23 protein-coding genes are annotated in these 22,496 nt (G+C 69.9%); 7 read left to right on the forward strand and 16 right to left on the reverse strand.

Annotated features, from left to right (window positions below; all coding sequences use genetic code 11):
• Positions 1 to 4: 4 nt before the first annotated feature.
• Genes ACWD0F_RS10070 through ACWD0F_RS10080 form a run of 3 tightly spaced genes read left to right on the forward strand, consistent with a single transcriptional unit; the run spans position 5 to position 3,044 of the window.
• Positions 5 to 577 carry a peroxiredoxin family protein gene (locus tag ACWD0F_RS10070; RefSeq protein ID WP_449873808.1) on the forward strand — a complete coding sequence of 191 codons (573 nt, stop codon included), beginning with the start codon at positions 5 to 7 and terminating at the stop codon, positions 575 to 577.
• Positions 574 to 2,586 carry an ABC transporter ATP-binding protein gene (locus tag ACWD0F_RS10075; protein WP_449873810.1) on the forward strand — a complete coding sequence of 671 codons (2,013 nt, stop codon included), beginning with the start codon at positions 574 to 576 and terminating at the stop codon, positions 2,584 to 2,586. Before ACWD0F_RS10070 ends, ACWD0F_RS10075 begins: the two co-directional genes overlap by 4 nt.
• Positions 2,583 to 3,044 (forward strand): S24/S26 family peptidase, encoded by a 462-nt coding sequence (locus tag ACWD0F_RS10080; protein WP_449873812.1) that lies wholly within the window; start codon positions 2,583 to 2,585, stop codon positions 3,042 to 3,044. The genes ACWD0F_RS10075 and ACWD0F_RS10080 overlap by 4 nt, the downstream gene beginning before the upstream one ends.
• Before the next feature lie 97 nt (positions 3,045 to 3,141).
• Here the strand turns inward: ACWD0F_RS10080 and ACWD0F_RS10085 are convergent, their stop codons facing one another.
• From ACWD0F_RS10085 to ACWD0F_RS10100, 4 genes are read right to left on the reverse strand one after another with little or no spacing between them, the layout of a single operon-like run.
• On the reverse strand, positions 3,142 to 3,957 hold the full coding sequence (locus tag ACWD0F_RS10085; RefSeq protein WP_449873814.1) for an ABC transporter permease subunit: 816 nt from the start codon (positions 3,955 to 3,957) through the stop codon (positions 3,142 to 3,144).
• Positions 3,954 to 4,904, reverse strand: a complete 951-nt coding sequence (locus tag ACWD0F_RS10090) for an ABC transporter ATP-binding protein (RefSeq protein ID WP_449873816.1) — start codon at positions 4,902 to 4,904, stop codon at positions 3,954 to 3,956. The genes ACWD0F_RS10085 and ACWD0F_RS10090 overlap by 4 nt, the downstream gene beginning before the upstream one ends.
• The gene (locus ACWD0F_RS10095) at positions 4,891 to 5,046 is read right to left on the reverse strand and encodes a hypothetical protein (protein ID WP_449873818.1); all 156 of its coding nucleotides are present in this window, start codon (positions 5,044 to 5,046) and stop codon (positions 4,891 to 4,893) included. The genes ACWD0F_RS10090 and ACWD0F_RS10095 overlap by 14 nt, the downstream gene beginning before the upstream one ends.
• Positions 5,043 to 5,393, reverse strand: a complete 351-nt coding sequence (locus ACWD0F_RS10100; protein ID WP_449873820.1) for a GntR family transcriptional regulator — start codon at positions 5,391 to 5,393, stop codon at positions 5,043 to 5,045. Before ACWD0F_RS10100 ends, ACWD0F_RS10095 begins: the two co-directional genes overlap by 4 nt.
• 408 nt (positions 5,394 to 5,801) lie before the next feature.
• Between ACWD0F_RS10100 and ACWD0F_RS10105 the strand changes: the two genes are divergently transcribed.
• Complete coding sequence (locus tag ACWD0F_RS10105; RefSeq protein ID WP_449873822.1) at positions 5,802 to 6,944, forward strand: N(5)-(carboxyethyl)ornithine synthase; 1,143 nt, start codon at positions 5,802 to 5,804, stop codon at positions 6,942 to 6,944.
• Positions 6,945 to 7,049: 105 nt separating this feature from the next.
• Here ACWD0F_RS10105 and ACWD0F_RS10110 read toward each other — a convergent pair whose 3' ends face one another.
• From ACWD0F_RS10110 to ACWD0F_RS10125, 4 genes are all read right to left on the reverse strand, one after another.
• On the reverse strand, positions 7,050 to 7,946 hold the full coding sequence (locus ACWD0F_RS10110) for a hypothetical protein (RefSeq protein ID WP_449873824.1): 897 nt from the start codon (positions 7,944 to 7,946) through the stop codon (positions 7,050 to 7,052).
• A gap of 12 nt (positions 7,947 to 7,958) precedes the next feature.
• The gene (locus ACWD0F_RS10115; RefSeq protein ID WP_449873826.1) at positions 7,959 to 8,789 is read right to left on the reverse strand and encodes a hypothetical protein; all 831 of its coding nucleotides are present in this window, start codon (positions 8,787 to 8,789) and stop codon (positions 7,959 to 7,961) included.
• A 219-nt stretch (positions 8,790 to 9,008) separates the two neighbouring features.
• Positions 9,009 to 9,398, reverse strand: a complete 390-nt coding sequence (locus ACWD0F_RS10120; protein ID WP_449873828.1) for an STAS domain-containing protein — start codon at positions 9,396 to 9,398, stop codon at positions 9,009 to 9,011.
• On the reverse strand, positions 9,395 to 9,763 hold the full coding sequence (locus ACWD0F_RS10125) for an STAS domain-containing protein (RefSeq protein ID WP_449873830.1): 369 nt from the start codon (positions 9,761 to 9,763) through the stop codon (positions 9,395 to 9,397). Before ACWD0F_RS10125 ends, ACWD0F_RS10120 begins: the two co-directional genes overlap by 4 nt.
• A 327-nt stretch (positions 9,764 to 10,090) precedes the next feature.
• On the opposite strand from ACWD0F_RS10125, the gene ACWD0F_RS10130 reads away from it, so the two are divergent.
• Entirely contained in the window at positions 10,091 to 11,251 is a 1,161-nt protein-coding gene (locus tag ACWD0F_RS10130; RefSeq protein ID WP_449873832.1) for a glycerophosphodiester phosphodiesterase, read from the forward strand.
• Between the two features lie 164 nt (positions 11,252 to 11,415).
• On the opposite strand, the gene ACWD0F_RS10135 is transcribed toward ACWD0F_RS10130, so the two are convergent.
• The 7 genes from ACWD0F_RS10135 to ACWD0F_RS10165 form a co-directional block, all read right to left on the reverse strand.
• Positions 11,416 to 11,856 carry a hypothetical protein gene (locus ACWD0F_RS10135; RefSeq protein WP_449873834.1) on the reverse strand — a complete coding sequence of 147 codons (441 nt, stop codon included), beginning with the start codon at positions 11,854 to 11,856 and terminating at the stop codon, positions 11,416 to 11,418.
• Between the two features lie 303 nt (positions 11,857 to 12,159).
• Positions 12,160 to 14,202, reverse strand: a complete 2,043-nt coding sequence (locus ACWD0F_RS10140; RefSeq protein WP_449873836.1) for a SpoIIE family protein phosphatase — start codon at positions 14,200 to 14,202, stop codon at positions 12,160 to 12,162.
• Positions 14,203 to 14,382: 180 nt separating this feature from the next.
• Entirely contained in the window at positions 14,383 to 14,760 is a 378-nt protein-coding gene (locus ACWD0F_RS10145) for a YbaB/EbfC family nucleoid-associated protein (protein ID WP_449873838.1), read from the reverse strand.
• The gene (locus tag ACWD0F_RS10150) at positions 14,753 to 15,139 is read right to left on the reverse strand and encodes a YbaB/EbfC family nucleoid-associated protein (RefSeq protein WP_449873840.1); all 387 of its coding nucleotides are present in this window, start codon (positions 15,137 to 15,139) and stop codon (positions 14,753 to 14,755) included. The genes ACWD0F_RS10145 and ACWD0F_RS10150 overlap by 8 nt, the downstream gene beginning before the upstream one ends.
• Positions 15,136 to 15,900 carry a hypothetical protein gene (locus tag ACWD0F_RS10155; RefSeq protein ID WP_449873842.1) on the reverse strand — a complete coding sequence of 255 codons (765 nt, stop codon included), beginning with the start codon at positions 15,898 to 15,900 and terminating at the stop codon, positions 15,136 to 15,138. The genes ACWD0F_RS10150 and ACWD0F_RS10155 overlap by 4 nt, the downstream gene beginning before the upstream one ends.
• 74 nt (positions 15,901 to 15,974) lie before the next feature.
• Complete coding sequence (locus tag ACWD0F_RS10160) at positions 15,975 to 16,313, reverse strand: hypothetical protein (protein WP_449873844.1); 339 nt, start codon at positions 16,311 to 16,313, stop codon at positions 15,975 to 15,977.
• A gap of 842 nt (positions 16,314 to 17,155) precedes the next feature.
• Positions 17,156 to 18,130 carry a helix-turn-helix transcriptional regulator gene (locus tag ACWD0F_RS10165; protein WP_449873846.1) on the reverse strand — a complete coding sequence of 325 codons (975 nt, stop codon included), beginning with the start codon at positions 18,128 to 18,130 and terminating at the stop codon, positions 17,156 to 17,158.
• Between the two features lie 120 nt (positions 18,131 to 18,250).
• Here ACWD0F_RS10165 and ACWD0F_RS10170 point away from each other — a divergent pair, with 120 nt between their 5' ends.
• Positions 18,251 to 18,925, forward strand: a complete 675-nt coding sequence (locus ACWD0F_RS10170; RefSeq protein ID WP_449873848.1) for a DinB family protein — start codon at positions 18,251 to 18,253, stop codon at positions 18,923 to 18,925.
• Positions 18,926 to 19,102: 177 nt separating this feature from the next.
• On the forward strand, positions 19,103 to 20,185 hold the full coding sequence (locus tag ACWD0F_RS10175) for a methyltransferase (RefSeq protein ID WP_449873849.1): 1,083 nt from the start codon (positions 19,103 to 19,105) through the stop codon (positions 20,183 to 20,185).
• Here ACWD0F_RS10175 and ACWD0F_RS10180 read toward each other — a convergent pair.
• Positions 20,164 to 22,398: an Orn/Lys/Arg family decarboxylase gene (locus ACWD0F_RS10180; RefSeq protein WP_449873850.1), complete on the reverse strand. Its 2,235-nt coding sequence runs from the start codon at positions 22,396 to 22,398 to the stop codon at positions 20,164 to 20,166. The genes ACWD0F_RS10175 and ACWD0F_RS10180 overlap by 22 nt on opposite strands.
• Between the last annotated feature and the right edge of the window lie 98 nt (positions 22,399 to 22,496).

Consider the following 22,496-nt stretch of genomic DNA (forward strand, 5'->3'; position numbering starts at 1 on the left):
ATTCGTGGAATACCTCGTCGCAGGACTGCTGCTGGTCGCGGCGCTCACCGCGCTGAACGTCGTGCTGACCTTGGCCGTGGTCCGTCGCCGGCGGGCCCGTCCGAGCGCTCCGCCGGGCGCCCACCAGCACGGTCCCGTCTCCGCCGGTGACCCGGAGCTGGGCATCGCGCCCGGAGACCGGATGCCCGACTTCACCGCGACCACCGCCGACGGCACGACGGTCACCCGTGCGGAGCTGGCAGGCCGGCTGGCGTTGATCGCCTTCCTGTCGCTCGACTGCTCGGGCTGCGACGACAGCGTGCCCGAATTCGGCGAGCACGCGCGCCGGGTGCGTGCCGCGGGAGGCCGGGTGCTGGCCACGGTGGTCGGCGTCGACGCGGCCGGCGGCGAGCTGACCGCCCGGCTCGCGGGCGTCGCGGACTATGTGGTGCCCGAATTCCTCGACGCGCCGGTCGGCGCTCTTTTCGGGGCCCGCTTCTATCCCGGGTTCGCGCACTACGGCTCCGACGGGGTCGTCACCGCCGCCAGCGTCGGCCTGCAGGGGCTGGGCGAGACCGCACGGCCGTCAGCGCCATGAGCGGCGACGATTCCGGTGCCGTGAGCGGCGACGATTCCGGTACGGAGCCCGGTGCCTCCGTCGTTCGCGGGATGAAGGCGGCCTACGCGCTGGCCTGGCAGGCCAGCCCCGGCATGCTGCTCCTCCAAGGTGTCACGGCGGTGATCGGTGGCATCGCGCCGGTGGCCGCCGCCTGGCTGACCAAGGTCGCGCTCGACGAACTCGCCGCCCCCACCCCCCGTACCGGGGCGCTGGTGTGGATGGCGGCCGGCATCGGTGCTCTCGGCATCGCGATGGCCGCCACCTCGGCCGTCACCACCTATGCGCAGGGGCGCGCCCGGCGCGCCATCGGCCTGCACTCACAAGACCGGCTGTTCAACGCGGTCAGCCGGATGGGCGGGCTGGCACGCCTGGAGGAGCCGCGCTTCCACGACCGGCTGCGGCTGGCCCAGCAGTCCGCCGAACACGCCCCGGACCAGCTTGTCCAGATGGGCCTGTCCACCCTGCAGGGGATCCTGGGCATCGCCGGGTTCCTGGGCACCCTGGTGGCGATCAGCCCGGTCATGGCGGGTGCCGCGCTGGTGGCCGCCGCACCCGCGATGATCGCCCATCTGACGCTGAGCCGGCGGCGGGCGGGGCTGATGTGGCGCACCAGCCCCGGCATGCGGCGCAAGCTCTTCTACCAGATGTTGCTGACGGATTTACAGGCCGCCAAGGAGGTTCGCCTGTTCGGGCTGGGCAAGTTCCTGCACGGCCGGATGCTCACCGAACTGCGCGCGGCCAACAACGCCGAAGACCGGCTGGAGCGGGGCGTGGTGCGCGTCCAGGTCTGCCTCGCCGCCCTCGGGGCGCTGCTGTCGGCCGCCGGGCTGTTGTGGGCCGTGCAGGCCGCAGCCGCCAGGACGATCAGCATCGGTGATGTGTCGATCTTCATCGCCTCCCTGGCCGGGCTCCAGTCCGGGCTCAGCGTCCTGGTGCAGGGCATCGCGTCGGGACATCAGTCCACTCTGGTCTTCCACCACTATCTGACGGTGGTCGGGGTCAAGGACGACCTGGCCGCGCCCTCGCGACCCCGCGAGCTGCCCCCGCTCGCCCACGCCATCGAACTGCGCGACGTGTGGTTCCGTTACGGCGAGGACTTCCCGTGGGTGCTGCGCGGGCTGAACCTGACCATCCCGTACGGCACCAGCCTGGCCGTGGTCGGGCTCAACGGGGCCGGCAAGAGCACACTCGTCAAGCTGCTCTGCCGGTTCTACGATCCGCAGCGCGGCTCCGTGTTGTGGGACGGGGTGGACATCCGCGACGTGCCGGTGGCGCAACTGCGTCAGCGGATCGGCGCGGTGTTCCAGGACTACATGGACTACGACCTCACCGCCGCCGAGAACATCGGGCTCGGGGACCTGGCGGCGATCGACGATCAGGACCGGATCCGGGCCGCCGCCGAGCGCGCCGGGGTCCACGAGACCGTCGAGCAACTGCCGGCCGGCTACCGGACGATGCTGAGCAGGCTGTTCCACGCGGAAAGCGCGGACGGCAGTGCGGACGGCAGTGCGGAGGCCGCGCTGGTGAGCGGCGTGCACCTCTCCGGCGGGCAGTGGCAGCGCCTGGCGCTGGCCCGCGGGCTCATGCGTCAGGGCCGCGACCTGATGATCCTGGACGAGCCCAGCTCCGGCCTCGACGCCGTGGCCGAGGCGGCGGTCCACGACCGGCTGCGGGAGTTGCGCGCCGGCTCCACCAGCGTCCTGATCTCCCACCGGCTCGGCGCCGTCCGCCGGGCCGACCGGATCGTCGTCGTGCAGGACGGCCGGGTCCTGGAGAGCGGCGACCACGACTCCCTCACCGTGGCGCCGGACGGCGTCTACGCCCAGCTCTTCCGCACCCAGGCGGAGGGCTACCGGGAGTCCCCGGCCCCGTCGGCGGGCAACGCCGGGCCACCGCCTGGGGCGAGCGTCGGGCCACCGCCCGGGGTGAGCGGTGAGGTGTCGCGCGGGGCGAGCGGTGAGGCGTCGACTGTGGTGGGCGCCGGATGAACCAGGTTCTGAGCTGGGCCGGCGTGGCGGCACTGGTCATCGGGGCCGGGCTGGCGGCCCGGCTGCTGCTGTCCACCGTCACCGTGCGGGGCGGCAGCATGACCCCGGCCCTGCTGCACGGTGATGTGCTGCTGGTGCTGCGCCATCGCCGCCGGGCCCGGCCCGGCCAGATCGTGGTCGTCCAGCGGCCCGACCGTCATACCGGGTGGAACAGTCCCATCGACCTCTCCGGAGCCGCCGGATGGTACGTCAAACGGGTCGTCGCGGTGGCCGGGGACCCGGTGCCGCCCTGGGTGGCGGGGGACCGGCCCGCCCGCGTGCCGCCGGGCATGCTGGTGCTGCGCGGAGAGCACCCAAGCTCGGAGGACTCCAAACAGTGGGGTCTGTGCCCGGCGGACCGCATGTACGGGGTGGTACTGCTGCGGTTGTCCACCGGAGGCGAGCGTGCCGCCGCCTGACCGGCGCACCCGAGGCCGGTCACTCCGGGCCGGTCACCCGGGGCCGGTCACCCGGTCACTCCGGGCCGGTTGCTCGGGGGAGGTCCGCGCCAGGTGGCTACAGGCGGGTGACGATGCGCTCTCGCTGGAATCGGCCGACGGCCAGGATGAAGATCGCGACGTCGATCACGAGGAGCCCGGCGGCGACGACGCCCGCGATCACGGTGTCGAACAGCATGAGTCCGGTCGCCTGACCGACGATCAGTGCGATGACGGGCACGACGATGAGGACCACCGTCCCCTGAGCGCCCTGCATGGTGGTGGAGCGCCCGGAGATCGCCACGATGAGGCAGGTCGCCAGGAACGCCACGAGCGGTGCCAGCGCGAAGATGTTGATCGCCCACGTCCAGGTGGGGAAGAAGAGGCCGCCCATCAGTGACGCCCCGAGCGTGTTGACGAGCACGGTGTAGACCAGGAAGGACGCCCAGGTGAGCAGGACGGAGGGGATCACGGAGGCGAGCACCTTGCCCAGCACGAGTTCGCGGTCGGTGAGAGGCGTGTAGAGAAGTCCCTCGATGGTTCCGCGTTCCTTTTCCCCGACGAAGCTGGAGCTGGCGGTGAGGCTCGCCACGATCACCGGGATCAGCAGGAAGAACGGGGCCATGAAGTAGACGATGATCGCGTACACCATGAGCTGCTCGGAGGAGTATCCGGCCGGCAGGGCCTGCGCGGGCAGGTTGTCGAGGAAACCTTGCAGGCCGGCGACCGTCGTCGTCAGGGCGGCGGAGTTGTTTCCCAGCAGGAGCACGGCCCCCGGGATGATGACGACGAATACCAGCGGCAGGATGACGAGGGGGGCGATGACCTGCTTGTTGCGGGCGAGCTCGCGCCAGTCCTTGCGCATCAGGGCCTGGAGCCGGTAGCGATTGATCATGTTGTGCTTCCGTCGTTGATGGTGGCGAAGTAGAGGTCCTGGATCGTGGGCCGGCGGGGGATGACGGCTCGGACCTGGATGCGGCTGTGCACCAGTGCGGCGACGCCCGACGAGATCGTCTCCTCCTTGCTCAGGGCGAAGCTCAGCCGGCCCTCGACGGTCGAGAACTCCACCGCTCTGCCCATGGCGGAGGAGATGACGTCGCGGGCCGAGGCGGGATCACCGTCGACTTCGAGGAGGTAGCGGTGTTCCGGCCAGCGCTGACGTAGCAGTGTTCGCACCTCGCCGGTCACGGCGAGGCGACCTTTGTTGAGGATGCCGACGTCATCGCAGAGCGTTTCGAGGCCGTGGAGCTGGTGGGTGCAGATGACGACCGTGGTGCGCAGAGTCTCGATCATGCCCCTGACGTAGTCGATCAGCTCGATCGCGGCCTCGGGGTCGAGTCCGGCGGTCGGTTCGTCGAGGAAGAGGAGGTCGGGCTCGTGCAGCACCGCTCGGCCGACCGACAGTTTCTGCCGCATGCCCTTGCTCAGTTCCCCGGCCAGCGAGCCGATGCGGTCGGACAGGCCGAGCACCTCCAGCACTTCCCCGATCCGTCGCTCGATGACGCGCGGGGCGAGCCCGTACAGCGCCCCCCAGGTCCGCAGGTTGTCGCGGACGCTGAGATTCTCGTAGAGGCGGGTGTCCGTCTGGACACCCACGCGGGCCCGCAGCGCGTCTGCGTTGGAGCGGCTGAGCGTCTGACCGAACAGGGTCACCGAACCGCGGGTCGGGGTGAGCAGGCCGGTCAGGAGCCGCACGGTGGTGGTTTTTCCGGTGCCGTTCGGTCCGAGGAGTCCGAAGGCCCGGCCGGCACGGACCTCGAACGAGAGGTCCGATACGGCCTCGCGACTGCCGAAGTGCTTGGTCAGGCCCGTCGCCGTCAGTGTCTGGTCAGGGCTGTTCATGGTGGTTCACCGTTTCGTGGTGGATGGCGTTCGGCGAGTACGTGAACGCGGGTCGAGCGATCAGCGGCCGAGCCTGGATGCCGGCCTCGGTCCACGTCGCGCGGTGGACCGCCCAGAGGAAGAACGCCGCGGACAACCTCACGCGTACGACTCCTTCACGAGACGGGACAGTGTCTCAGCCGAGACGCCCAGCTCCCGCGCCTCGTTCACGAGCAGGCCCACGGCGGCCGACAACCGGCTGAGCTGCTCCGCCTGCGCCGTGACCGTGGCCCCGCGCCCCCGCCTCAGCTCGATCAGCCCTTCGTCACGCAGCATCTGGTAGGCGTGCAGGACGGTGTTCCGGTTCACGCCGAGCGACGCGCACAACTCTCGCGCGGTCGGCATCCGCTCCCCGCTGCGAATCGAGCCGGCCACGATCCCGGAGCGAACCGCGGCGGCGATCTGCTCGAACAGAGGAGTGCCGTCCGCCGGATCGATGGAAATCAGCATCAGGACACCTGAGCCTTCCTCGCAAGGGGCGAAACGCTAACCCAATAGTCCTATCGCAACTAGGACTATTGGCCTTCGGGGGTACGGAGACTACAGGTCGATCACCATCGGCAGACCCCGGTCCAGACCGGTGATGTGCAGCAGCCGGGACATGTGCGGGCGCGGAGCGGTCAGGGCCGGCCTGAGTGCCGGCGCACGAGATGTCCTCGGTACCTTCCAGTACCTCACCAGCTTCCGGAAGGGTGTGTTCCCCGAGGTAGCCGCCGTCTTCCGCAGGGGTCGAACCGCATCTGAGGCATCGGCCGGTCGGCTCCGGCAGTACTCTGGCTGACCTCCCATACGTGAGCATGTGATGGAACGTCGCCTGATGTCCCGGGTGTGGCGTGTGGGGGCGATAGAGGGAGCCCCATGGATCAGCTCAGTCTCGGAGTCGTGTCACAGTCGCGCAAGGAGAACGAGCACCGGCTGGCGATCCACCCGCTGCACTTCGATCGGATCGACGCCGATCTCCGGGACCGTATCTACCTCGAACACGACTATGGCCGGCGATTCGGCATCTCCGACAAGCACCTGGCACCGTACGTCGCGGGCTTCCTCTCGCGGGAGCGTCTGGTAGCGGAGTGTGACGTCATCCTGTTGCCCAAGCCGCTGGTCCAGGACCTCAGGGAGCTGCGCGAGGGGCAGATCCTGTGGGGGTGGCCGCACTGTGTCCAGGACGCGGAGGTCACGCAGTCGGCGATCGACCGGCGGCTCACGCTGATCGCCTTCGAAGCGATGAACCACTGGAAGAGCGACGGCACGTTCAACCTGCACGTTCTGCACAAGAACAACGAGCTGGCGGGCTACTGCTCGGTCCTGCACGCCATGGCGCTCACCGGGACCACGGGGGACTACGGCCGGCGCCTGCGCGCGGTCGTCATCTGCTTCGGGGCGACCGGCAGGGGAGCGGTCACGGCCCTCAGCGCGCACGGTGTGCACGACATCGACCTGCTCACCATCCGTGACGTCGCCGCGGTCGCCTCGCCGATCCACTCGGCGCGCATCGTACGCTTCGAGCACGAGGCCGACGACCTCAACCGCAGTTACGCGCTGACCGACGACGGCCGGGTGCCGCTCGCGTCCTTCATCGCCGACCACGACATCGTCGTCAACTGCGTGCTGCAGAACACCGACGACCCGCTGACGTTCGTCACCGAGGATGATCTGGCCGCCTTCGCGCCGGGCACGCTCATCATCGACGTGTCCTGCGATGAGGGGATGGGCTTCAGCTGGGCACGGCCCACGTCGTTCACCGAGCCGATGCTCAAGGTGGGCGACAACATCGACTATTACGGCGTCGACCACAGCCCGTCGTACCTGTGGGACTCGGCCACCTGGGAGATCAGCGCGGCATTGCTGCCACACCTGCGCACCGTGCTCAGCGGCCCCAAGGCGTGGGACGAGGCCGACACCGTCCGGCGGGCCATCGAGATCCGGGACGGTGTCATCCAGAACCCCGCCATTCTGTCCTTCCAGCACCGCTCACCCGCCTACCCGCATCCGCACGAGTAGAGCCCGATGCGGCGAGGTGACATGCACAGGTCGCGTCCCCGCCCGGAGGAGGTGGTCGGTCCGCAGCGGGCTGCCCGCGCGGGGGCGCCGAACCCTGAACGTCGATCAGCGCGGGCACACCGGCGGCACCTTGAGCACGAAGAACTCCAGCCGCACCGAAGCGTCGGCGGGCAGCGCTATCGCCCGGGCCCACGGGCTCGTCGCCCAGCAGGCGGGGAGGAGGAAGTAGCGCTGGTTCGAATGGATCAGCAGGCGCAGGCCGGTGTATCGGTAGCGGAACATCGCCTGGGGGTCCGGCAGCGTGGTCTCCGTGATGCCGGGGCCCTCCAAGTACAGGCGTCGCGCCGCGTAGACCACCGTGCTCGGCAGCCTGCCCGGGTCCATGCGATACCGGTCGGCCGCCTCCCGTCCTCTCAGCTGGGCGAACTCGGTGACCGCCCACAGGAGCAGGACCAGGAGGAGCGCCACGCAGACGGTGCGCCGGACGGTCTGGTCGGTGCCGGAGGCAGTCGGCCGCGGGTCGACCCTGCGGTACAGGGAGGCGCTGTAGACGAGCACGAAGATGCCGAGGCCCAGGCAGATCGGCATGACGAACGGCGGGAGTCCCGCCCAGCCGGCCATCCCCAGGATCCCCACCACGGCGCCCGCGACTCCGAGCACGGCCGCCGCCGCGATCGCCCGCGTCGCGGCGGTGCGATGCCGGCCGGCGGACCGGACCAGCCACGCGTGCGCCGGGGGCGCGATCAGGGCCACCATCAGGACCAGGACCAGCGGTTCGATCGTCAGGGTGACACTGCGCAGGACGTAGTCCTGGATGGACAGGCCCAGCATGCTCTGATCCACGCCGAGGCGTCCGTACATGGTGTTGGCGCGCACGGCGCCGAAATACATCATGATCGCGGTGACGAAGGTGGTGGGTGTCACGATGTGGGCGAGGATGCCCCACATGCGGGAGAAGTCCTGACCGACCGCGCCGTCACCCTTACGTGCGGAGGTGCTCATGGACGGAGATCTCTACGACTCGTTCGGCGCTGGGCCGGTGTCGTCCTGCGGCGTGGAATCGTCCTCATCGGGCGGCTCGGTGGCGCCGCCGGTCTCCGTCGGCTCAGACGTCGGCCCAGTGGTCGGCTCAGTGGTCGGCCCAGTGGTCGGCCCAGTGGTCGGCTCGGTGCCGGACTCCTCGGGCCGGGGCGTCGGCTCGTTCGACGGAGACTCTCCGCCCGGCGGGGGCCCGGTCGTGGCGGATGAAGGTGTGATCGCCGCGCACTCTGGGAGCGTGGCGGGATCGGACGCCACCAAGCAGGCGTTCCTGAGGTGTTCGTCCGGAATGCGGCCGAGCTTCTTGAGGCGGGCGACCACCCTGCGGACCCGGTCGCGGTCGTCCAAGGCGACGGCGCTGACCAGCTCCGTCTCGTCGAGCAACATCCTCAGTTGCGGGCGCATCTGCGGAGGCAGGTCTTCGGGGTGCTCGTTGGCCGCGTCGACGTCTTCGAGCGCCTGATCCCATTGCCGCAGGTTCGCCTTCGCCGCCGCCCCGCAGACCTGCGCGACAGCGCGCTCGCCGTCTGAGCTGCCGGCCGCGGCCGCCACTTCGTCCATCTTGGTGGCCGCACCCGTGAAATCACGGTTGTCCAGCAGCTTCTGGCAGTCCAGCCCCACCTGCGCCGTGGCCTCGGGCAGGTCCCCGCTGTCTTCGGAGGAGACCAGCCGGCCTTCCGGCGTGATGACCGGCTGGGCCTGGCCGGGCGAGCCGGGCCCGGCCTCGCCGGGGCCGGATCCGCTTGTTCCGGACCTTTCCGGGCCGCAGCCGCTCGTCAGCAGCACGGCGGCAGCGAACACCGTCACCACAACCGGCCAGGTCCTTCCCACCGTTCCCCCGATCGCATGCTGCCGTCAAAACCACGTCGTACCGCACCAGGGCGGGATGTACTCCCGCAGAACCCACCGATCACCATGAGCAGGTGAATCCTTGCCCTTGCCCGCGAGCGGGTGCCCGGCGCCGGCCAGGCCCGCTACGACGGCTGACCCCCTCGTGGGGGAGGCGTCCCCGTGCCGGCCGGCGGGCTATACGGGCTCAGCCGGCCGGACGGTTTCCGGCGGTTGCGGCCCGATGATCGCCTCCACCGCGGCGACGGCCTGCTCGACGTGGTCGTAGACGCTCATCACCCGCCAGGCGCCCGTGATCGCCAGCAGCCGGGCCACGCGTGGCTGGAGTGCGGCCAGATGCAGTCCTGCGCCGTGTACGCGGGCGTTCGCCGCGGCGGCGACCAGCACGGACAGGCCGGAACTGTCCAGAAAGACCAGCCGGCCCGCGTCGATGATCAGGTGCTCGTCCAGTCGCGGGCGGACGTCGTCGATGTAGGTTTCCAACCGGGCGGAGCTGGTGGCGTCCACTTCCCCGGCGACGCTTATCACGGTGACCCGGTCCAGGCGGCGATGAGAGGCGAGGTTCACGTGATCTTCCCCGGGGCGGGCGTGGACGGTGTGCCGGCCAGGGTGGCGAGGGCCTGCGCCAGGCTGTCATGAGTGGTGAGGGCGTCCCACACACCGGTGATCGCCAGCAGGTGGGCCGGTACGTCGTGCACCGCCACCAGGTGCAGGCCGCCGCCCTGCTCGCGGGTGGCGGCGTTCAGGCGCAGCAGTACGTACAGGCCCTTGCTGTCCATGAAGGTCAGGCGGCCGAGGTCGAGAAGCAGCGGCCGGCCGGGCTGGCGCACGCGGCCGGCGTAGGACTCCAGCCGGTCGGCGTTGGTGTGATCGACCTCACCGCTGACGGTGATCAGCACGCCGCCGGCCAGCCAGCGGCACTCCAGGCTCAAGGGCGACATCGGAATGTCTCGACCTGGCGACTTCAGCGCGGCGGCTGCGCGACGGTGACCAGCATGGCGTCCTCGTGAGTAGGTCAACCGGGCCGACGGCGGGTTGCCGTCGTCTCAGCCTAATCCGGTAGACAGATACCGGAAAGACGCTTCGGCATTTGATCTCTGGAGAAGTACGTCCGGGCGGCCTCTCTATCACTCCGTCAGTCAAGCTGTTCGCCGGAGATTTCGAGAAAATTGGCCCATAGGTCGATTTCGGTCTGTACCATAATCGCCGCGGTGATCACCGGTGAGAGTCTCCGGTGCAGCTACCGCTGGGAGCGTCACGTGCGAAAGATCGCAGCCGCCGGCATCGCCATCCTCACCCCTCTCGCCGGAGCCGGCGCGGCTCCGGCCGCGGCGGGGGCCGAGTCCGCACCCGACCGGTCGCAGGTCGTCATCATCGGCCACCGCGGCTCGGCGGGCCACCGCCCCGAGCACACGCAGGGCGGCTATGAGCTCGCCGTGGCCCTGGGCGCCGACTGGATCGAGCCCGACCTGGTGCCGACCAAGGACCACGTGCTGGTCGTCAGGCATGAGAACGAGATCTCCGGCACCACCGACGTGTCCCTGCGCCCGGAGTTCGCCGCGCGCAAGACCACCAAGGTCGTCGACGGGCGCGACGTGACCGGCTGGTTCACCGAGGACTTCACACTGGCCGAGCTGAAGACGTTGCGGGCGGTCGAGCGGCTGCCCGCGATCCGGCAGCGCAACACCGTGTACAACGGCTACTACCAGGTGCTCACCTTCCAGGAGGTGATCGACCTGGCCAAGCGGCTCTCCCGCCAGTACGGCAAGCAGGTCGGCGTCTTCCCCGAGACCAAGCACCCGACCTACTTCAGGTCCATCGGGCTGCCGCTGGAGGAGCCGCTGATCGAGACCGTCAAGCGCAACGGGCTCGACCGGCAGAAGGGCGCGGTGGTGGTGCAGTCCTTCGAACCGTCCAGCCTGAAGCGGGTGGGCAAGGAACTGCGGGTGCCGCTGTGGCAGGCGCTGGGCACCGGCGGCCGGCCGTACGACCTGACGGTGGCCGGAGACCCGACGACCTACGCGGACATGATGAAGCCCGAGGGGCTGGCGAAGATCGCGCAGTACGCGCAGTGGATCGGCCCGGACAAGTCCTCGGTGCTCCCGCTCAACCCGGACGGCAGCTGGGGCGCCCCGACGACGCTGGTGTCCGACACGCACAAGGCCGGGCTGAAGATCGGGGTGTACACCTTCCGCACCGAGAACCAGTACCTGCCGCTGCAACTGCGCCGAGGCCAGCTCCCGACCGACCACGGTGACGCGCTGGCGGAGTATCGCGCGCACCTGGACCAGGGTGTGGACGCCTTCGTCACCGACTACCCCGACGCCGCCGCCCTGGCCAGGGCCGAGCGGGGCAAGCCGGGCGAGCACGTGCAGCCCCGGCAGTTCGACAACGGGCTGCCGGAGGAGGGCCAGGCGTAGGCGGGGGTGGCCGCCTCCGGGGGAGGCGGCCGTTCCGGCTCCAAATTATGGTCACGACCGTAATTACCGCGAGAGGTCCGAGCCGAGCAGGTGGCGGATCCACAAACCTCTCCGGCCACGGTCCTGACCGCACCAGGGTCGCCCGATCCCGGTCGACGGTTCCGTCACAGGCCGATGCCGGCGGACGCGGCGTTTCCCGCCACTCCGAGCAGGACGGACCAGCCCGTCCCGCCCAGGAACTGTGCCGTCTGCTTGAGTTCGCTCCGCTTCTCCTCGTCCGGCTCGGCCTCGGCGGCGGCTTCCAGACCGGCGACGATGTGCCTGGCCAGCATCTCGGCCGGCAGGGTGCCCACCACCCGGCGAGCCTCTCCGGTCGGGCTGTGCACACCGTCGATCTCCCGCTCCGCCGAACCGGCGCCGGTGACGTCGGTGAACTGGAAGAAGGGCGGCCTCTCCCCGGCGAGCGCGGCAAGGGCCCGCCGCACGTCCGCCGGATCCATGTGCAACCGGTCGACGATCTGGTGCGGCTGGATCGGAGCCATCCCTTCGTCCGCCATCTGCACGATCGCCTTGAGTACGGGCAGGTCGTGATCCTTCCAGCTCATGTCGGTCCTCCAGAAGGTCAGTCTGTTCGTCGTAGTCTCCTCCTGACCGGGCCTCCGCGTGGGCCGCACGTCGATGTGTAGCAATACCGAGACGCTTCCCGAGTGTGCGTACACCGATCGGTGGTGGCCGCGGGAGGGGCACTGCTGTCGCCGAGCGTCACGCGGCGGGTGGTCGAGCAGTTCAGCCACCGGCCCGCCCTGGTGAGCCGCGATGCCCTCACGGTGCTCACCGCCCGCGAGCGCGAGGTCGTCCGCCTGGTGGCCGAGGGCCTGTCCAGCAGCCGGGCGTTTGAGAGGCAGGCGTCACTCGTCCGGCAGCCGCAGCGCTATGACGGCGATGTCGTCCAGCCCCGTGGTGGGCAGCCCGCCGAGCAGCTGATCGCAGAATCGTTCCACCGGCTCGTCCGCCAGCGTCTCGGCCAGCTCACGCAGCCGCCGCAGACCTCGGTCGAGGTGCTCGCGCGGCCGTTCGACGAGGCCGTCGGTGTAGAGCAGCAGCGTGCTGCGCGGCGGCAGCGGAATCACCGAGGAAGGCCGGCCCTGGTCGTGCGGGACACCGAGCAGCGGGCTGGGGACGGCGTCCAGGAAAGAGCCCGAGCCCTCATGGGTGACGAGCAGGGGCGGCGGGTGGCCGGCTATCGCGTAGTGCAGCCGATGACCGCCGTCGAACGCCTCGACGCGGGCGAGCACGCAGGTGGCCGTGACATCCGCCGACAGCGACTCCATCACGGTGTTGAGCCGGGTGAGAATCTCCCCTGGCGGCTCGCAGCGGTCCATGGCCAGCGCCCGCAACATGTTCCGCAGCTGGCTCATGCCGACGGCGGCGTACAGGTCGTGGCCGGCCACGTCGCCGATGGCCATCATGGTGGCGCCGTCGGGCAGCACGAAGGAGTCGTACCAGTCTCCGCCCACCTCGGCCGCGGACGGGCTGGCCCGGTAGCGGGCGACGATGTTCAGGTCGGGCAGGCGTGGCGGCTCGGAGAGCATGCCGTGCTGGAGCGCCAAGGCGATCTGCTGCGCCCGCTGGAAGCGGATGGCGCTGCTCAAGGCGTCGTGCGCGTGGTCGAACATCCGGCTCAGCAGCGCGATGTCGGCCCCGCTGATCGGCGTCCGGTCCCCGCAGGTCGCGGCGGTGACCGCCGTGGGGACCGCGCCGTCCACCACGACGGGGAGGATCAGCAGGCTGTTGGCGGCATTCGCCGTCATCCACGACTGCGTCCCCGAGGGGGCGAGATCGGGCGGCGGAGAGCCCGGCGGGAACTGCCGCAGCACCGGACGCCGCCGTCGCACGGCTCTGACGAAGGCGTTCTCGGCTCCCAGCCGCTCCTCGCTGTAGGACGACAACCGGGGCAGGCCGGTTCGCGCCGCGGTCGCGACCCGCTCGACGATGAACGGGGCACCCCGCTGCTCTCCGGTGAGATCGGTGATCAGATGGACGCTGCAACCGTCGGCCAGCTCCGGCACGATCACGTTGGCCAGGGCGCCGAGCATGTCCGGCAGGTTCGACAGGTCGGCCGTCACCGCGGCGGCCCGGTCGAGCAGGTCCTGGCAGCGTTGCTCCTGCCACTGCTGCTCGATGTCGCTGCAGGCCCCCACCCACTCCACCAGCTCGCCGTTCTCGTAGATCGGCACGGCGCGCACCCGGAAGTGCCGGTAGCCGCCGTCGGCGGTGCGCAGCCGGTAGACGTGGTCATACTCCTTCGCCACGCTGTTGAGGGCCGCCGCCCACACCGTCGAAGTCTCGGCACGGTCATCGGGATGAACCACCCGCAGCCAGCCCGGCCCGCGAAACTCGTGCCACGGCTGACCGGTCACCCGCTCCCAGCTGGGGCTCGGCTCGATCACGTCGCCCTCGGGGTCGGCCACCCACACGATCTGCGCGCTGACCTGCATCAGGCTCTGATAACGCCGCAGGATGTGACTGCGTTCGTCGGCCCGCTCCTGAACCTGCCGTGCGGCGGCGATCTGCTCGGTGACCTCCATCGCCATCACCAGCACACCGTGGTCGCCGGGCCCGAAGGAGATCCGCGACAGGCTGGCGGTGAAGAACCGCTCCGCCTCCTCGGGGCGCCCGCCGGCCGTGCTCAGGGGCGCGGCGGTGAGAACGGCAGGCTCCCCCGTCGTGAACACCTGGTCGAACAGCGGACCGTAGCGGTGCCGCAGCGGCTCGGCGAACGCCTCCGGATGCGCGGCCCCGATCAGGCGGTCACCGAACTGTGACCGGTACATCGTGTTGGTATACAGCAGCCGGTGATCGGCTCCACGCGTCACCGCCACACTCACCGGCGCCGCATCAAGCACCTCGAACGCCAGCCCACTGCCACCACGATCACCGGCACCGCCCATCGTGACCTCCCCATGGCCACAGCTTCCAAGATCCTTATCCCCCAGGATCGGATGACAAATGCGGAGCCGACAGCAGAGATAACTCATAGAAATGCATCGAATACTTTAAGCAGGCAGCGCCTTACGGGCGGTCTGCGCGTGATCCAGGGCGCTGGCCGCCCGCCGAAGAGGTGCCGGGCGTCACCCGAACAGGTCGCCCAGACCGAGATGCTTGCGCAGGCCGCCCAGGTCGCCCAGGTCGCGATCCTCGCCCAGGTCGCCCATCAGCGCGCTCTTCGCCTCGGTCGCGGCCCGCTCGGCCGCGTGGATCGCCTCCAGCACCGCGTCGCCAAGGGTCACGCCGTCGTGCCGCCGCTTGCTCAACTGACTGATGTCGAGGGCGAGCAGATTTCCGGCGCCGTCCACGGTCGCCACGATGCCGCCCTTGTCGGCTTTGCCGGTGAACTCGCGCATGGCCAGTTGCTCTGCCGCCGTCTCGGTCCCGGCCGCGGCCGCCGACAGCCGCTCCAGTCTCTCGAGCTCCTCGGTGATCTTGTGCAGCCGGTCCATCTCATCCATGCTCGGCCTCACGCAGCATCGCCTCGACGTAACGCGTGACCGTATCGTCCTCCGGGCCGGGTTGGGGCCGACCGCCGCTCAGCTTGCCCAGGGCCTCGGTCAGTTGCTCCGCCGCGGCCTCGCGGGCCGCGCTGACCGCCTCCAGCACGGCCTGGCTCAGCTTCACGTGGTCGAGGTCGCGCATCGTCCGGGGAGCGATGCGCACGTTCAGGAGCCGGGCCGAGCCTGACACCGTGGCCACCACGCCACCGGTGCCGTCGGCACCGGTCACTTTCCGCCGCTCCGCCTCGCGCGTTTCGCTCGCGAAGATCTCACTCAGCCGCTCGACCTCGCGGAACAGCTCCGGCGGCCCCGCGTTGGCGGCGTCTTCGGGCTTCACGGGCTTTCCGCCGTAGTGGGCTTCCAGAGCTTGATGTCGGTGCCCGGAGCTTGCAGATGCAATTTTTTTTCTCCCACGTGGAAGAGCGATCGAAGTTCGATGATCTTATGGCCGAGGGTTTCCAGCTTGACGTCGAGTGCCTTGACATCGGATATGAGCTGCTTCAGCAGAGCCGTGAGGGCTGTGAGGAACGTGAGGGAGACCGCCGACAGAGTGGCCGCGCCGACCATCGTCGCCCTGAACGGCAGGAGTTTATTGAAGGCAGTGCCGAATATCACCCACATCCCCACGACAGCCAGATCGTACTCAGTGACGTGCCAGGCCAGATCGGTCATGAGGGTGCTGAACTCCACGACGACGCGACCGACCTCGTCGAACATGCCGATCAACTCGAACCGGAGATAGCGCTGGACCGTTTCTGACGCGTGGCCTCCCCAGTACGGCGAGACCAGGCTGAAGTAGCTGATCCACACATCCCAGGCGGCGAGTTTGAGCTCGGCCAGCGCCTCGTTCCACTGGCTCCGATCCTGGAAGAACTTCGAGGGATCGGCCACGTTCGCGACGGAGGTGACGACCACGCCGGTGCCGACGACGGCCATGCCGGTCGAGGCAATTCCCGCCCATATTGAATGATTGTGTTCTTTGATCTGCAGCGCCACTCGCTGGTAGAACTTCGGATCAAGCTTGACCTCAGGCTGAGCCTTGGCCGCAGCACGCAGCGCACGATTCTGGGCGGCACGGAGAGTGTGGCTTGTCGGCATCTGGAGCACCCTTCATCGGTCGATTTGAGCTGCGGCGGCTTCGGCCGCCTCTTCGGCGGCGCGATCCCTTTTCGTCACGCTGATGGGCTGCGGCTCGTCGTCACTCCGGTGGCGCCTGCCTTGGCCGCGTCTTCGGCTGCGGTATATCTCTTCGCCACGCTGATGAGCTTTGGCCCGTCGTCCTTGAGTACTTTCTCCAGAGTGGCGATATCTCGCCGCCATTCATCGACATAACCCTCGAGCCTGGTGAGAAAAGGAGCGAGGACACGCGGGCTGTCGAACCACCCCCAGTCGCTGACCAAGGGCGCCATGGCCCTGACCTTGTCGACGCTCGTCGCAGCATCAAGCATCACTTCGGCGAATTCGATGATCTTGTCGGTCCGTGCCTCATAGCCATCCTTGCCATCGGGCAAGGGTTCAACGGGCGGCGCGGCAGGAAGCGACTCGTTGGGGCCGGGCACAAGGGGGCCCGGAGGGCGGCCAAGTCTGTCATCCGGCAGGCACGGGCGCATCCGGCACGGGGGAGTGTGCGGACACGAGGACAGATCCGACGGAAGCGGCTTCTCCGTGCCGGTCGGAGGAATCACCGGCGGGTCGGACTCGCTGGGCGACGGATCGGGCGAGCCGGAGTCGCTGGGTGACGGACTGGGCGAGCCGGAACCGCTGGGCGACGGGCTGGAGTCGCTGGGTGACGGACTCGGCGAGCCGGAACCGCTAGGGGACGGACTGGGCGTCGCGGAGTCGCTGGGTGAGGGACTCGCCGATGAGCCCGGATATGTCGGGCTCGGGGTGCTGCCGTCGAACAATCGATGCGCCTTCCATGTGTTCGGCAAAGCGCGACACGGTTTCAGCGCCGGTCAGCCGACGACCGGAAACTGCTACAGGAGCGCTTTACTTCCTCTTCACCTGTACGAGTGCGGGGCCGAGGCACACGCAAGAGGAGGGACACAACGGTCGTGCTCCGTTTCGGATGCCTAGAACCTCCACTACAGGCGGCACCATAATGTAATGGACGATGGTCATCGGCGTCCACGCAAGAGCTGTACATATGCTGTTAATGCCGCCGATTTCTCCAGGAAGCACTCCAGGCCCGACGCGAACCGCCACGTCGACGCTCATTCACGCCGGAGGCCGCCGTCGCCGGTGTGCCCCCGGGCGAGCGGGACGATGCGGGCAGGTAGCTCAGGGGGAGCGGATCGACATCCGGCACGAACGACCTTCCAGCGGTCGAGACGAGTCGCCGGCCGGCGGGGACTCACGCGTCCGGCACCGCCGCGCCGGCCGTCAGGAGTTTCTCCGCCAGCGCGCGGCAGCGCCTCCCGAGCTCCGGCGGGTCGAGCACCTCGAAGTCGTGTCCCAGCAGGAGCACGTGCATGAGGATGGCGTCGAGGCTGCCGGCGCCGCTGAGGACCTCGCAGCGTCCGCTCCCGCGCCCGCGTACGACGGCCGCCGACGCCGGGATCTGCGCGCGCACGGTGTCGGCCGGCGCGTGCACGAGGAAGCGCGCCTGATGCGGGTAGGCCCGGCTCGCCACGCCCTCCTGCACGTACGCCGCCGCGTCGGGCGCCGCGCGCGGGCGGAAGCGCCAGGTCCGCGCGGAGACCTCGGTCATCCGGTCGACGCGGAAGCTGCGCCAGTCGTCGCGATCGAGGTCGTAGGCGAGGAGGTACCAGCGCCGGTCGGAGGCGACCAGCCGGTAGGGCTCGACCCGCCGCCGTCGTACCTCGCCGCCGGACGGGTAGCCGAAGCCGGCCTCCACCTCGTCGCGGCAGGCTCGGGCCAGTGTCATGAGCACCTCGGGGCCGACCGGCGTACGGCCTGCTCCGAAGGACTCCACCGAGCCGGAGAGCGCGCGTACCTCGTGCCGCAGCCGGGTGGGCAGCACCTGGTCGAGCTTGGTCAGCGCCCGGAGCGCGGCGTCGCCGGCGACCGCGCCACCCGCGCCGGCGATCAGGGAGACCACGGTGGCGATCGCCTCCTCGTCGTCGAGCAGCAGCGGCGGCAGGTCCTGTCCCGGGCCGAGCTGGTAGCCGCCGCCGAGACCCTGGCTGGCATGCACCGGATAGCCGAGCGCGCGCAGCCGCTCGACATCACGCCGCACCGTGCGCGGCGTGACCCCGAGCCGGTCGGCGAGTTCGGGGCCGGTCCAGATCTGGCGCTGCTGCAGCAGCCCGAGCAGGGTGAGCACCCGCTCCGTCGTCCCCCGCTCGTTGGTGCTCGCCGCGTCCATGTCACTCACCCTGCCAGACAGCGGACCGATCCTGTCCGCTAGTGATGCCAGGGTGACTCCATGAACGCCAACCGAATGGACACAGGCGAAGTGGACACAGGCGAAGTGGACACAGGCGAAGTGGACACAGGCGAAGTGGGCGCCGCAGAAGTGCACGCAGGCGAACTCGACTGGAGCCGGACGCTGCTGGAGCAGTGGGAGTTCCACTGGGAACATCAGCTCCGCGCCCGGCTCGACGGCCTCACCGACGACGAGTACTTCTGGTCGCCGGTGCCCGACGCCTGGAGCGTGCGGCCGCGCGGCAGCTCGACGGCGCCCGTGCAGGTCGGTGCCGGAGACTTCACCATGGATTATGCCTTCCCGCCGCCGGTCCCCGACGCCTTCACCACGATCGCCTGGCGGCTCGGTCATGTCATCGTCGGCGTGCTCGCCGCCCGCAACGCATCGCACTTCGGCGCGCCGGCGGCGTCGTACGAGACCTGGGAGTACGCCGGCGACGCGGCCACCGCGCTGGAGCAGCTCGAAACCCAGCTCGATCTCTGGGTGAGCGGGGTTCGCGGCCTCGGCGAGGCCGAGCTCCGGCGCCCGATCGGCGAGGAGCCCTTCCCCGACAGGCCGATGGCCGATCTGGTGCTGCACATCCACCGTGAGCTGATCCACCATCTGTCCGAGGTCTGCCTGCTGCGCGACCTCTATCTGCACACGAGACCCGGCACCTCCGGGAGGAGATCCGTGCCCGCGACCCACCTGGACGCCGAGGAACCGCACGACAACCCTGCTTCACGCAGGGCGTGATCGCACCCGCCGCCCGGACGCCGAATGCCGGCTCGGCACCGGCAACACCGGAACGGTGCTGGACGGTATCCAGGCGGTGGCGATCATTCCCGAAGAGGACGACCACGGAGCGGATCGGTCGTATGGTCGTTTTCGGGCACGCGTGTCCCGATCCCGCCAGAGGAGGTGGTCGTGGCCATGACCAGCACCGAAGACGAGCACGACGAGCAGGGCCGGCCGTCGGCGTGGGAAGCGGCATGGGAAGTCCTGGCACCCGTGACGGACCTGGTCACCCCGATGGCCATGCGGGTCGCGGCCTCGCTGAGACTGGCCGATCTGATGGCCGGCGACGCGGTGCCCGTCGAGGAGCTGGCCCGCCGCTCCGGCACCGACGTGGACGCGCTGGGCCGGCTGCTGCGTCACCTGGTCTGCCGGGGTGTCTTCGCCGAGCGGGAGCCGGGCAGGTTCGCGGTCAACGAGCCCGCCGCGCTGCTGGCGTCGGACCATCCTTCCGGGATGCGGGCGTGGCTCGACCTGGATGGCTTCGGCGGGCAGATGGACCTGGCCTTCACCGGCCTGCTGCACACGGTACGCACCGGGCAACCAGCGTGGGAGACGGTCTTCGGCGCCCCTTTCTGGCACCATCTCGCCGCGAACCCGGAGCTGAGAGCGTCGTTCGACGCGACGATGGCCACCGGAGCCGACTACGTCGCCGACGCGGCCGGCGGGTACGACTGGTCCGGTGCGCGGCATGTGGTCGACGTCGGCGGTGGCACCGGCGCTCTGCTCGCCGAAGTGCTGCGTGCCAACCCGGAGGTCCGGGCCACGCTCGTGGACCTGCCGGACACGGTCGATCGCGGCCGGCGGCACCTGGCCGAACGCGGGCTGGAGACACGGTGCGAGTTCGCCGGCCAGAGCTTCTTCGATCCGCTGCCCGCCGGAGGCGACGTGTACGTGCTCAGGCGGGTGCTGCACGACTGGGGCGACGACGACGCGCTGCTGATCCTGCGCCGGTGCGCCGAGGCGGCCGGGCGGCACGGACGGGTCGTCGTGATCGAGACACCCGGTGGTTCCGGTGACGCCCCGGCCATGTTCGCCGAGATGAACCTGCGCATGCTCGTGCTCAGCGGCGGCGGCGAACGCACCGTCGAGGACTACCTCGCCATCACCGCCGACGCCGGGCTCGACCTCGCCGGCGTGCGCCACACCGCGCTCGGGCACGTCATCCTCGACTGCGCTCCGCTGGGTCCTTTTCAAGGTCAACGCTCGACTTCGACGTGATAGCGGCCCCCGTCGTCGCGGTGCGCGCCGTGGATGTCGGTGCCCAGGTCGGGGAAGGAACGGTCGAAGTCCTCCAAGCCCCGCAGGTAGGTCATCAGCGGCCCGTCCGCGAGCCCCGTCGCCTCTCCGGGCATCAGCATGGGGATCCCCGGAGGCGTGACGACGACGGTGGCGGCGGAGACGCGGCCAGGCAGCTCGGCGAGCGGAACCCGCTCCGTGCGGTGGCGGATCAGGGCCTGGTAGCTGTCGGAAGGGGTGTGGACGGGCTCGGGGAGAGTGGTGAAGATCTGGTCGAGGAGCGCGCCGAGCCCGAGGGCGCGGAGCCTGTCGTGCACGTCGGTGCAGAAGCGCCGCAGCGTGGTGGCCGCGGGCCCGAAGCCGGGCAGGACCTCCGCCAGGGGCAGGTCGTCGTCGTAGGCCCGTTTGAAGTCGGTGAGCGCGTCGATCAGCGTGCCCCACTTGCCCTTGGTGATGCCCATGGAGAACAACACCAGCAGGGTGTGGTCGCCGGTCTTCTCCACCACGATGCCGCGCTGCCGCAGGTAGGCGGCCACGACGCGGGCGGGGATGCCCCAGTCGAGCGTGCCTTCGGCCGCGTCGGCGCCGGGGCAGGTGATCGTCACCTTGATGGGGTCGAGCAGACAGTAGCCGTCGGTCAGGCCCTGGAAGCCGTGCCAGGCGGCGCCGGGCTCCAGCGTCCAGCACGCCGGATCGGTGCTCAGCAGGACGGGATCGGCGTCGGCGAAGGGGATGGGCGCGCCGGCGCCGGAACCGGTGACATGGGTGGGCTGCCAGACGCCGAAATACCAGTCGGGCCGCCGGCCGTCCTCCCGGATCCGGGCGGCCAGCCGGACCATGGCCTGACGGAACCGGACCGCCTCGATGACGGCCTCGCCCGTCAGGTACGCCCCGGACGGCCCGTCCATCATCCCCGCCGCCACGTCGAGCGAGGCGATCATCGGGTAGAGCGGCGAGGTCGAACTGTGCATCAGGTACGTCTCGTTGAGCCGCTCGTAGTCCACCGGGGCACGTTCGGCCGACTTGACGTGCAGCATCGCCGACTGCGACAGGGCCGCCAGGAGCTTGTGCGTGGACTGGGTGGCGAACACGGTGGGGCGGTGCGGCCCCGGCAGAGTCCGCTCGTCCACGGCCATGCCGAAGCGGCGGGCGTAGAGCGGGTTGAACCGGGCGTAGGCGAACCACGCCTCGTCGAAGTGCACGCGGGGGACGCTCTCGCTCAGCAGTTCGGCGACGTGTACGGCGTCGTAGCAGAGGCCGTCGTAGGTGGAGTTGGTGATCACGGCGTAGGTCGGGTCGGTCCGCGCCAGAGGGTGGCCGGACAGGCGGGCGCGCAGGGTGTCGGCCGCCAGCGCGGCGGGTGGGACGGGGCCGGCCAGGCCGAGGCCGTTACGTTCCGGCACCAGGTAGACGGGGCGTGCGCCGCTGAGGGTCAGCGCGTGCTGGAGTGACTTGTGGCAGTTGCGGTCCACCAGCGCGGTCTCGTCGCGGGCGATGGCGTGGTGGCCGACGATGCGGTTGGCGGTGGCGTTGCCGTTCATCACGAAGAAGGTGCGGTCGGCGCCGAAGACGCGGGCGGCGTTACGTTCGGCTTCGCCGATCGGGCCGCTGTGGTCGAGCGGGGAGCCGAGCTCGGGGACGGAGACGGACAGGTCGGTGCGCAGCAGGCGCTCGCCGTAGAAGTCGAAGAACGCCCGTCCGACCGGCGACTTCAGGAAGGCGACGCCGCCGGCGTGCGCGGGGGTGTGCCAGGAGTACTGGTGGTGGTCCTGCAGCTTGCGCAGCGCGCGGAAGAACGGCGGGAGGATGCGCTCGGCGTACTGCTCGGTGGCGTGCGTGATGCGGCCGGCGATGAAGTCGGGTGTGTCCTCCAGCGGGAAGACGTAGCCCTGGATGACCTCGTACACCCACAGGGGGAGCTCCTGTTCGGCGGTCATGAGGAAGACCGGCAGGCCGCGGAAGCGCCGGGTGACCGCGCCCAGCACCTCGCCCGCGCCCGGCGCGTCCCAGTCGGCCAGCATGCCGGCCAGTGAGGCGTCCGAGCCGATCACCGCCAGCGCGTCCTCCGTGCGGTGCGTCCAGCGGAGCTGGACGCCGAGGCGGTCCATCGCGGCGCCGACGCGGCGGAGCTGCTCGGCGAGTGCGGTGTCGGCGTCGGGGCGTTCCGCGACCGCGGCGAGAACTGTCGGGTTCATGCGAACTCCATGGCTGGGCACTGTGTCGCTGGGGTGGATGCGGCTTACGGCGGGCGGTCGGTGCGGTGGGTGGATGCGGGTTTCGGCGGGTGGTCGGT

Source organism: Nonomuraea sp. NPDC002799 (genome assembly GCF_053592075.1).

Coding starts and splice junctions, on each gene's coding strand:
- ACWD0F_RS10180 (WP_449873850.1), bottom strand. CDS start 22,398: ATGAACCCGACAGTTCTCGCCGCGGTCGCGGAACGCCCCGACGCCGAC.
- ACWD0F_RS10085 (WP_449873814.1), bottom strand. CDS start 3,957: ATGATCAATCGCTACCGGCTCCAGGCCCTGATGCGCAAGGACTGGCGC.
- ACWD0F_RS10145 (WP_449873838.1), bottom strand. CDS start 14,760: ATGGATGAGATGGACCGGCTGCACAAGATCACCGAGGAGCTCGAGAGA.
- ACWD0F_RS10165 (WP_449873846.1), bottom strand. CDS start 18,130: ATGGACGCGGCGAGCACCAACGAGCGGGGGACGACGGAGCGGGTGCTC.
- ACWD0F_RS10080 (WP_449873812.1), top strand. CDS start 2,583: ATGAACCAGGTTCTGAGCTGGGCCGGCGTGGCGGCACTGGTCATCGGG.
- ACWD0F_RS10140 (WP_449873836.1), bottom strand. CDS start 14,202: ATGGGCGGTGCCGGTGATCGTGGTGGCAGTGGGCTGGCGTTCGAGGTG.
- ACWD0F_RS10075 (WP_449873810.1), top strand. CDS start 574: ATGAGCGGCGACGATTCCGGTGCCGTGAGCGGCGACGATTCCGGTACG.
- ACWD0F_RS10175 (WP_449873849.1), top strand. CDS start 19,103: ATGACCAGCACCGAAGACGAGCACGACGAGCAGGGCCGGCCGTCGGCG.
- ACWD0F_RS10090 (WP_449873816.1), bottom strand. CDS start 4,904: ATGAACAGCCCTGACCAGACACTGACGGCGACGGGCCTGACCAAGCAC.
- ACWD0F_RS10100 (WP_449873820.1), bottom strand. CDS start 5,393: ATGCTGATTTCCATCGATCCGGCGGACGGCACTCCTCTGTTCGAGCAG.
- ACWD0F_RS10155 (WP_449873842.1), bottom strand. CDS start 15,900: ATGCCGACAAGCCACACTCTCCGTGCCGCCCAGAATCGTGCGCTGCGT.
- ACWD0F_RS10110 (WP_449873824.1), bottom strand. CDS start 7,946: ATGAGCACCTCCGCACGTAAGGGTGACGGCGCGGTCGGTCAGGACTTC.
- ACWD0F_RS10105 (WP_449873822.1), top strand. CDS start 5,802: ATGGATCAGCTCAGTCTCGGAGTCGTGTCACAGTCGCGCAAGGAGAAC.
- ACWD0F_RS10135 (WP_449873834.1), bottom strand. CDS start 11,856: ATGAGCTGGAAGGATCACGACCTGCCCGTACTCAAGGCGATCGTGCAG.